Source organism: Actinoplanes nipponensis, assembly GCF_016862275.1.
GTDB lineage: Bacteria > Actinomycetota > Actinomycetes > Mycobacteriales > Micromonosporaceae > Actinoplanes > Actinoplanes nipponensis.
Genome location: NZ_BOMQ01000096.1, coordinates 1 through 9,559, shown reverse-complemented (window position 1 = coordinate 9,559; position 9,559 = coordinate 1). Strand labels below are relative to the sequence as shown.

Here is a 9,559-nt window from a genome sequence, read left to right as displayed (position 1 = left end):
CCGACGATGAGCGCCTGCGGCGCGGCCTCCTTCAGGCGGGTGTTGAGCCAGGACAACTGGCGGGCGGTCTCCCCGCCGGCCTGCTCGGCGACGGCGATGAGCTCCCGGTCGCGCAGCCCCTGGGCGGCCTGCAGGATGGCGGTCCAGGTGGTCTGCACCAGCGTGCCGAGCACGTGCAGGTCCTGCAGGTCGCGCAGCAGGCCCACCGGGCCCGAGCGGACCTGGGCCAGGCCGTCGGCGTGCAGCCGCTCGGGCTCCGCCACGTCGCCGCCGTGCCGCTGCTCGCCGTAGCGCTCGACGATCGGGGTGAGCCGGCGGACGTGCTCGTCGCTGAACGCCGCGAGCGCTTCACAGGTGAACAGCACGTCGGGGTGGCCGGCCTGGCCGGCGCCGACGACCCGCAGCGACTCGGCCAGCGTCCGCTCGCTGCGGTGCGCCAGCGCGAGATAGGTGGCCAACGCCATCAGCGGCCTCCGGCGGGGTCGTTCGGGTAGTCCGGGGTGGGCACCACGCGGCTCGTGGTGGGCGCGCCGCCGGCCGTGCCGGGCAGCCGGCCGGTGGCCGGCGCCGACGCGGCGGTCGTCGGGGCCGGGGCCGGGCCGTCGCCGTCGCGCACCTTGGTGACCCGGCAGGCGGCGGTCTTGAAGTACGGCTGCTTGGACACCGGGTCCCAGACGGTCATGGTCAGCTCGTTGGCCTGCCGGCGCTCCCCCGCGGCCGCCCCGTCCAGGTCCCACGATCCGTAGTGGAACGGCGCGAACACCGCCCCGGGCATCACCTGCCCGATCCGGGCGCGTACCTCGACGGCGCCGCGGGGCGACTCGACCCGGACCACGTCGCCCTCGGCGATGCCGAGCCCGGCGGCGTCGGCCGGGGAGAGCTCGACCCAGGCGTCCGGCGCGGCCTCGTGCAGGGCCCGCGACCGCCCGGTCTTGGTCCGGGTGTGGAACTGGTAGACGGTCCGGCCCGTGGTGAACAGCAGCGGATACTCGTCGCTGGTCTCCTCGTGCGGCGGCGTCCAGGCCGCTCCCTTGAGGAACGCGCGGCCGTCCGGGCGCAGGGCCCGGTGCTCCTGCTCGGTGACGGCCGCGCCGGTCAGCAGGTCGTGGCCGTACGTCTCGCAGTAGTCGGTGGCGGTCGGGAACTCGGCGTCGGCGTACAGCCGGTCGGTGCCCTCCGGCGCGTCCTCGTTGACCGGCCAGGGGATGCCGGTGGGGCCGCGCAGCCTGGCGTACGACAGGCCGGTGTAGTCGACCGGCCGGCCCCGGGTCGCCTCCCGCCAGGCGTCGAACGCCTCCTCCGGGGTGCGCCAGCGGATCAGCGGGCGGCCGTCGGCGTCACGGAAGTCCATCGCCGCCGCGTAGGCCAGGAAGATGTCCAGGTCGCTGCGGGCCTCGCCGGGCGGGTCGACCGCCTGCTGCGACAGGTGCACAGTGCGGTTGACGTTGGTGAAGGTGCCGGTCTTCTCGCCCCAGCCGGCCGCCGGCAGGACCACGTCGGCCAGCCGCGCCGTCTCGGTGAGGAAGAGGTCCTGCACCACCGTGAAGCACTGCTCGCCGGCCAGGATGCGGCGGATCCGCGCGGACTCCGGCATGGAGACCGCCGGGTTGGTCGCCGAGATCCACAGCAGGCCGATGGAGCCCTCCTCGACGTAGCTCATGATCTGCATGGCGTGCGTCGGAGGCGCCCAGTGCGGGATGACCAGCGGGTCGACGTTCCACAGGGCGGCCAGCTCGCGGACGTGCGCCTCGTTGTCCCAGTTGCGGAAGCCCGGCAGGTCCCCGTCGGCGCCGCACTCGCGGTTGTTCTGCGCGGTGGGCTGGCCGTTCATCTGCAGGACGCCCGCGCCGGGCCGGCCGAGCTGGCCGCGCAGCAGGTGCAGGTTGTGCACCGCGACGGCCGCGGCGGTGGCCTGGTGCGACTGGTAGAAGCCCTGGAGCACGGTGGACAGCACGGACCCGGAGGTGCCGAAGATGCGCGCGGCGCGGCGCAGGTCGCCGGCGTCGACGCCGCAGATCCGGGCGACCTCCTCGGGCGGGTAGGGCTCGACGGCGGCGCGCAGGTCGTCGACGCCGAGGGTGTGCCGCCGGACCCACTCCTCCTCCACCCAGCCGTTGACGAACTGCTCGCGGACCAGGCCGTTCATCAGCGCGAGGTTGGTGCCGACCCGGGGCGCGAGGTGCACCCCGCCGGTGCGTGCGGCCTCAGCCGCGACCGGGGTACGGCGCGGGTCGACGCAGACGATCGCGGGCGGGTCGTCCGCGCGGGTGCGGTCGAGGATCCGGGCCCACAGCACGGTCTGCGTCTCGGCCATGTTGTGGCCGTACAGGAAGATCGCGTCGCAGTGCTCGATGTCGGTGTAGGAGCCCGGCTGGCCGTCGGCGCCGAACGACTCCTTGAACGCGGCCGCGGCGGTCGCCGTGCACAGGCGGGTGTTGCCGTCCATGTGCGGCGTGCCGATGCCGGCCTTGCCGATCACCGCGAGCGTGTAGTACTCCTCCGTGAACAGCTGACCGCTGGTGTAGAAGCCGTGCGACAGCGGCCCCTTCTCGGCCAGCAGCCGCCGGGAGACCTCGACGATCCGGCCCATCGCGGTGTCCCAGTCGGTCTCCACCAGCCGGCCGTTCTCCCGGACCAGCGGCCGGGTGAGGCGATCGGGCGAGCGCGCCCACACGGTGCTGCCGTACAGGCCCTTGGGGCCGAGGCGGCCGTGGTTGACCACGTCGGTGGCCCGGCCGCGGACGCCGACCATCCGGCCGTCCTTGACGGCGATGTCGCACCCGCAGCCGTTGCTGCACAGCAGACAGGCGCTCGGGACCCACCGGTCCACGTCCGCGTCGGTCAGGCCGTCCTCGAGGTGCTGGTCGACCCGGGCCGGCCAGACCGTCCCGCGGGGGTGGGGCGTGCGGGGCCCCCAGATGTCGGCGATGCGATCGACCATCGTGCTGCCCGCCTGTTCGTGCTCGCCCGGAACCGCCCGATCATACCGTCGGCCCGGGTGCGCCGCTGCCGCCACGCGGGGTCACCCGGCCGGTTCGGGACTTCCGCCCCTGACGGCGGCCCGGCGCCGCGAAGACGCTGAGGAGATGCGCCGGGCCCGGCCCGTCGCGTACCCGTCCTGCCGTCGATCCGGCGAGGTGATGTCCCGATGTTCTTCCGCTGTCGTACCGTGCTGCGTTCCGCCGCCGTCCTCGTGCTCGCCGGGGCCGCGGTCCTGGCCGGGGTGGGGACGCCGGCCGCGGCCGCGCCGGCCCCCGTGGCCGCCGACCACGTCCTGACCGTGCTCGGCGCGGGCCCGTACCGGCTCGGTGGCCGCCTCGCCCCGCTGGTTGCGGCCGGGCTCGTCACCGAACCGGCCGCCCCCGACGCCGACGGCCGGCAGGTGGTCACCTCGCTCGGTGACTGGCCGGGCGAGCTGCTGCTGACGTTCATCGGCGGCCGCCTGGCGGTGCTGGAGACCGCCACCGACGCCGTCCGCACCGCCGTGGGCGCCCGGGTCGGCATGTCGTTCGACCAGGTGGACCGGCTCTACCACGGCGCCGGCCGGCTGCTGACCACCGCTGACGGCGGCCCCGCCTACCTGGTCCGGTACGGCCCGCTGGTGATGGTGTTCGGCGACCACCCGATCCGGCCGGGCGTCGGCGCGATCACCACCGGCCCGGCCCGGATCGTCCTGCCGGACCTCGGCATCCCGGCCGGCGACCGGCGCGTCCGCCTTTCCGTGCGGCCACCCGTCGTACGGGCGGGCGGCCGTGTCGTCTTCACCGGGCTGGTCCCGACCAGCGGGCCGCTGGCCTGCCCGCTGGACAACGAGGCGATCCTGACCTCGCCGCTGTTCCCGCCCGAGGGCTTCGGTCCGGCGGTGACGCGGGACAGCTCCGGGCGCTTCCGGACGACCTACACGGTGCCGGCCGGCACGCCGCCCGGACCGTACGACATCGGGCTGCGCTGTGGCGGCGGCAACCTGGGGGTCTCGGCCACGCTGCGGGTCGTCTGACGGTCCCGGGTCCGGCGCGGCCGGTCACCGCCCGGCGATCACCACGATGACGGTGGTCGCGGCGAGCAGGACGGCCGCGCCGGCCACGGCGATCCGGGCCGGGCCGACGGTCCAGTCGCGGACGCCGGCGGGCGCGGCGGCGGCGCGCGGCGGTCGTGGCCGTCGCGCGGTCAGCACGGCCACGACGACCAGCAGCAGGCCGGCCGCCAGCAGCGCCAGCGCCGCGCCGATGGCGCCCGGGAAGTACCGGGTGACGATCCCCGGGACGACCAGCACGGTGCCCACCGCCGCGATGGCCAGCACCACCACGTCCCGCATCAGCACGGCGGCGGCGATCAGCAGCGCCGGGGTGGCCACCGCGGGCGCCACGCCCCAGCCCTCGCCGGCCACCGCCACGGCGCCGGCCACCGCGCCCAGCGCGCCCAGGGCGCGGCCCAGCTGCCGCGGCCGGACCACGCCGCCCCAGGCCAGCAGGCCCCACGCCCAGCCCGCGGCGCCGGCCGCCACCCCGGGCAGGACCCCCGCCGAGGGCAGGAGCGCCACCAGGGACGCGGCCAGCACCACGAACGACACGTAGGTGACGACGTGCTGCAGCGGGTTCCGGTGCAGCGCCCACAGCGCGCCGGCGCACGGCAGGACCAGCGCCGCCGCGAACGACAGGGCCGTCCGGCCGCTCCAGCCGAAGGAGTCGTCGGCCAGCAGCACCAGGAAGCCGAACAGGGCGGCACAGGCCAGCGCCCACAGCACCGCCCGCAGCCGCCGAGCGACCCCCGCCGTTCCTGCCGGCACGGCCGCACCGGCCACCGCGAAAGCGACGGCCGCGCCGCCCACGACCGCGAGCCGCCCGGCCCGGCCCAGGTCCGCCCAGTACCACCCGGTCGCCAGGGACAACGCCACGGCGACGAGCGCGCCGCCGAGATAGCCCAGGCCCTCCGGCAGCAGCGACCCGCGCCGCACGGACGGCGGCACGTCGGCGCTCATCCGCCGGGCCTGTTCGGTGGTGACCACGCCGTCGGCCGTCCAGCGCTCGATCAATGCGGTGATCTCCGTGTTTCTCATCGCCGTCACCACCCCGGGTGTCCGCGCGGCGGCCCGCCGACGGGAACGGGGGCCCGCCTCTCCACCATGCGGCAACCGGCGGTCCGTGGCCCAGAGGCGTCCGGCCCGTCGCCGGGACAAGGTCACCGGCGGGACCTTCGCCTCCGGCGCGCGCAGCGGCGCCGGTACGCACTGCTCGGCGTGCGCCCCTGCGACCTGGTCGCGATCGCCGTCGTGGACCGGGTGCTGGCCGGCGGGCGGCGAACAGCTCCCGCGCATCTGCTGACCGGACGCCCGGTCAGCTGTCATCGACCGCCTGGTGTCCGCAGTCCCGGATGGCCTGGGTCACCGCGCGGGAGGGGATCTCGTGGCGGCGGAACGCCTCGGCCGCGGCGCGCTCCGCCGCGGCGAGCCGGCGTTCCCGCCGGGCGTGCTCGGCGGCGCCCGGCAGCCGGCCCACGGCGGCGTCGTGCACGCGGGCGCTCCGCTCGGCCGTGTCGGCGATGGCGTCGGCGGTGCGGGCCAGCGACTCGAAGAGGTCCCCGGCCGGCCCGGTGGTGGGACTCATCGTTCCACTGTGACGCCGCCCGGGCCGGCACGGTAGAGCTGAACGACCCGGCGGGGGCGCGGGACGTCCCCGGACCCGCCGACCGGCACCCCCGGCCGGGACTCCCGGCCCTGGCGGAGTCCCGGGGACGCCACCACGGTGAGGTGAGGAGGCGGTCACCATGCGCCAGAGCATCCGGCTGGGCCGGGTCGGGGGCATCCCGGTCGGCGTGCACTGGTCGGTCCTGCTGGTGCTGCTCCTACTGGTCCAGGGCCTGGCCACCGTGCTGCTGCCCGGGGCCGTCGACGGCTACCGGGCGCCGGCGTACTGGCTGGCCGGCACCGGGCTGGCCGGGCTCTTCCTGGCCGCCCTGCTCGGGCACGAGCTCAGCCACGCCCTGACCGCCCGGCACTACGGCGTCGAGGTCCGCGCGATCACCCTCTGGCTGCTGGGCGGCGTGTCCGAGCTGGACGGCGAGCCGCCGCACCCCCGCGCCGGCCTGCTGATCGCGCTGGCCGGCCCGCTGGCCAGCCTGGGCGCGGCCGCCGCGTTCGCCGGCGCGACGGTGCTGACGTCGTGGGGCGGCCTGCGCCTGCTCTCGGTCGGCTTCGGCTGGCTGGCCGTGGTCAACGCGCTGATGGCCGCGTTCAACCTGTTGCCGGGCGCGCCGCTGGACGGCGGCCGGGTCCTCGGCGCGGTCGTGTGGCGGGTCAGCGGCGACCGCGACCTCGGCCGGCGCGCGGCCACCCGGGCCGGGATCGGGCTGGGCCTCCTGATCGCCGCCGCCGGGATCGCCGTCACGGTCGTCACGGGCCACCTCGGCGGCCTGTGGCCGGCCCTGATCGGCTGGTATCTCACCACCGCCGCCCGCGCTGAGGCGGCAAGCCTGCGGCTGACCACCACGCTGGCCGGCGTCCGCGTGGAGCAGGTCATGTCCGCCCCGCCGGTGTGCGGATACACCGGACAGAGTGTCGCCGCCTTCATCGCCGGCACCGCGGCGGCGGACCCGCACCCCGCATACCCGGTCGTCGACCTCGACGGCCGGCTGACGGGCCTCGCCGTCCTGGGCGCCCTCGCCGCGGTCCCCGCGCCCCGCCGGGCCGAGACCCGCCTCGGCGACGTCGCCGTACCCGCCGCCCGGATCCGCACGGTGCAGTCGCAGAGCCCGTTGACCGACGCGGCGCCGGTGCTCAACGACCCGTTCCGCCTCGCCGTCGTCGTGGCCCACGAACGGCCCTGCGGCGTGCTCACCGCCGGCGACATCCTGCGCGCGATGGACGTCGCCGGCCTGGGCGGATCGCCGGACCGAGGCCGCGGCGGCCGCAGCCTCGAACCGCCGGCGGTCGCCGGGCCGCCGGGGCCGTGAGCGTCGGGACGGCCCCGCCGGTCAGGCGATCCCGTAGGCGATGCCGGCGCCGAGGATGGCGCGGTCGTCGTACTCGTACTCGAGCTCGTCGACGACCTCGACCACCCCGGCGACCTGGCGGGTCATCCGCTCGGCGATGTCGGTCGTCGACCAGCGGTCGACGACCCCGGCCAGGACGACCACGCCGTCCTCGACCGTGACCTGCACCTGGTCGGCGTCGTCGGCCAGGAACGGCCGCACCACCCCGGAGCGGACGTCGGCCAGGATCTCGTCGTCCGGGCGCAGGTGCACCTTGAGCAGGTCGCCGCGGGAGACGATGCCGACCAGCCGGCCCCCGTCGTCGACGACCGGGAGCCGCTTGACGCCCTCGGCATCCATCAGCCGCGCCGCGGCCGGGAGGGAGGTGCCGGCGAGGACCGTCACCGGCGGGGCGCTCATCAGGTCGCCCGCGGTGCGGCCGGTGGCCTTGACCCGTTCGCCGCGGCGGCGCCGGCCCTCGAACAGCCGGGGCGCCTCAGCGCCGGCGTACTCGATCTTGCGAAGCAGGTCGGCCTCGGAGACCACGCCGGTCACCCGCCGGGACCCGTCGACGACGGGCACCGCGCTGAACCGGTTGCCCACCAGCAGGTCGACCACCTCGCGGTACGGGGCGTGCTCGGCGACGGTGACCACCGCCGTGGTCATGACGTCCCGTACCGTCCAGGTCCTCATCGGAAAGCCTCCTTGTCGCCTCGGCCGTACGGACCGGCCGGCTACGCGACGCCGAACGGCGTGCCGCGCTCCGAGCCGGTGATCATGCTGTCGTCGATGTCGAAGGTCAGCCCGTCGGCCACGTCGACCACGCCGGGCACGCGCCGGGTGATGCCGGCGATCCGCTCGGCGGCCGAGCGGAAGTGCACGCGTCCCGACAGGGTGACGACGCCGTCCGAGCACGACACCTGCACGGGGACGCCGGCGTCGGCCGAGGTGTCCCGCAGGGCCTCGTCCATCACGTCGCGGCAGATCTCGCTGTCCGACCGGCGGTGCACCTTCAGCAGGTCGCTGCGGGTCACGATGCCGATCAGGTGACCCTGCTGGTCCACCACGGGGAGCCGCTTGACGTGCTCGCGCTGCATGCGGCGGGCGGCCGCGGCCAGCGACAGCCCCGGCTCGGCCGACACGACCGGCGTGGTCATCACCTCGGCGGCGGTCCGGCCGCCGGCCTTCGCCCGGTCGCCGCGGCGGCGCCACGCGTCGAAGATCCGGGGGCTGGCCCCGCCGGCCGCCTCGACCTTGTGCAACAGGTCGGCCTCCGAGACGATGCCGGTCACCCGGTCGTGCCGGTCGACGACCGGCACGGCGCTCACCCGCCGGCTGATCAGCAGGTCGACCAGCTCCCGGTACGGGGTGTCCACGCCGACCGAGAGCACCTCGCGGGTCATCACGTCATCCACGCGCCACAGCTTCATGGTCGCACCTCCTCCACTCACCACCGACGCTAGGAACGTGCCGGCCGGTGGGCCAGGGCCGACCGGCCCGTCCGGCCGGGACCCGGCGGAAACGCCCCGGCGAACGCCGCATTGGGGCCTTTCGGCCCTGATCAGCCGGACCGCCGACCGGCAGAGTGGACGGACACCAGATCAGCGCACAGGGACCACGGTGATCATGTCTGCCTACGACGATGCCCAGCTACGGACGGCCGCGGCCGCCGCCATTCGGGCCCCTTCGCTGCACAACAGCCAGCCGTGGCGGTTCCGGCTGCGCGAGGGCGGCATCGAGGTGCTCGCGGACCAGTCCCGCCAGCTCGCCGCGGCCGACAGCGCGGGCTGGGCGCTGCGCATCGCCTGCGGCGCCGCGACCTTCAACGCGCGGGTCGCCCTGGCCGCCCTGGGCGTACCGGCGGAGGTCACGCTGCTGCCCCGGGGCGCCGAGCCCCAGGTGATCGCCCGGCTCACCCCGGGCGCGCGCCGGCCGCCCACCTACGCCGAGGAGGCCCTGGCCGCGGCGGTCCCCCACCGGCACAGCAACCGCCAGCCGTTCTGGTCCGACCCGGTGCCGTCGCAGTCCCGGATCGAGCTGCTGGCGGCGGCGCGGGCCGAGGGCGCGTGGCTCGACCTGCTCGTCGGCATGACGCCGCTGGCCGTCTTCGCCGAGATCGCGCAGAGCGCGGACCGCGTGCTGCGCCGCGACCCGGCGTACCAGGCGGAGCTGACCGCCTGGTCGCACACCGACGGCGCCCCGGACGGCGTGCCCGTGACGGCCGGGGCGCCGGCCTCCGAGCCGCAGGATCTGCTGCCGCAGCGGGCCTTCGCCGAGCGCCGGCGGACGCCGGGGCGCGACTTCGAGCCGGAGCCGCTGGTCGGGGTGCTCGGCACCCGCGGTGACCTGCCGATGGACCAGATCGTCGCCGGTCAGGCGCTGCAGCACGTGCTGCTGACGGTGGTCGACCTCGGGCTGGCGTGCTCGATGATCTCGCAGCCGATCGAGGTGCCGGCGGCCCGCGAGCAGCTGCGCCGCTCGCTGCGCCGGTCGGGCTCCCCGCAGATGGCGCTGCGGATCGGCTACGGCCGGCCGGGGCGGCCCAGCCCGCGGCGCGCCCTCGAGGACGTGCTGGCCGGCTGAGCGGCGGGAC

General features: G+C 76.2%; 9 protein-coding genes. 3 read left to right on the top strand and 6 right to left on the bottom strand.

The window, feature by feature from the left end; translation table 11 throughout:
* Both Ani05nite_RS38515 and Ani05nite_RS38510 read right to left on the bottom strand, forming a co-directional pair.
* The coding region (locus Ani05nite_RS38515) for a hypothetical protein (RefSeq protein ID WP_203776739.1) at positions 1 to 464 on the bottom strand (464 nt) is incomplete at its 3' end.
* Complete coding sequence (locus tag Ani05nite_RS38510) at positions 464 to 2,941, bottom strand: molybdopterin oxidoreductase family protein (protein ID WP_203776737.1); 2,478 nt, start codon at positions 2,939 to 2,941, stop codon at positions 464 to 466. The genes Ani05nite_RS38515 and Ani05nite_RS38510, both read right to left, overlap by 1 nt.
* Before the next feature lie 207 nt (positions 2,942 to 3,148).
* Between Ani05nite_RS38510 and Ani05nite_RS38505 the strand changes: the two genes are divergently transcribed.
* Complete coding sequence (locus Ani05nite_RS38505) at positions 3,149 to 3,997, top strand: hypothetical protein (protein WP_203776735.1); 849 nt, start codon at positions 3,149 to 3,151, stop codon at positions 3,995 to 3,997.
* Between the two features lie 24 nt (positions 3,998 to 4,021).
* Here the strand turns inward: Ani05nite_RS38505 and Ani05nite_RS38500 are convergent, their stop codons facing one another.
* Positions 4,022 to 5,056: a DUF2157 domain-containing protein gene (locus Ani05nite_RS38500; RefSeq protein ID WP_203776733.1), complete on the bottom strand. Its 1,035-nt coding sequence runs from the start codon at positions 5,054 to 5,056 to the stop codon at positions 4,022 to 4,024.
* A 277-nt stretch (positions 5,057 to 5,333) separates the two neighbouring features.
* Positions 5,334 to 5,603, bottom strand: a complete 270-nt coding sequence (locus tag Ani05nite_RS38495; RefSeq protein ID WP_203776731.1) for a hypothetical protein — start codon at positions 5,601 to 5,603, stop codon at positions 5,334 to 5,336.
* 160 nt (positions 5,604 to 5,763) lie between these two features.
* Here Ani05nite_RS38495 and Ani05nite_RS38490 point away from each other — a divergent pair, with 160 nt between their 5' ends.
* Entirely contained in the window at positions 5,764 to 6,948 is a 1,185-nt protein-coding gene (locus Ani05nite_RS38490; protein ID WP_203776729.1) for a site-2 protease family protein, read from the top strand.
* Between the two features lie 21 nt (positions 6,949 to 6,969).
* On the opposite strand, the gene Ani05nite_RS38485 is transcribed toward Ani05nite_RS38490, so the two are convergent.
* Together Ani05nite_RS38485 and Ani05nite_RS38480 are read right to left on the bottom strand one after the other, a co-directional pair.
* A complete protein-coding gene (locus tag Ani05nite_RS38485) occupies positions 6,970 to 7,659 on the bottom strand; it encodes a CBS domain-containing protein (RefSeq protein WP_203776727.1) in 690 nt (229 codons plus the stop codon).
* 41 nt (positions 7,660 to 7,700) lie between these two features.
* Positions 7,701 to 8,396 (bottom strand): CBS domain-containing protein, encoded by a 696-nt coding sequence (locus Ani05nite_RS38480; RefSeq protein ID WP_203776725.1) that lies wholly within the window; start codon positions 8,394 to 8,396, stop codon positions 7,701 to 7,703.
* 193 nt (positions 8,397 to 8,589) lie between these two features.
* Here Ani05nite_RS38480 and Ani05nite_RS38475 point away from each other — a divergent pair, with 193 nt between their 5' ends.
* Positions 8,590 to 9,549, top strand: coding sequence for an Acg family FMN-binding oxidoreductase (locus Ani05nite_RS38475; RefSeq protein ID WP_377882685.1), 960 nt, complete (start codon positions 8,590 to 8,592; stop codon positions 9,547 to 9,549).
* Positions 9,550 to 9,559 lie beyond the last annotated feature (10 nt).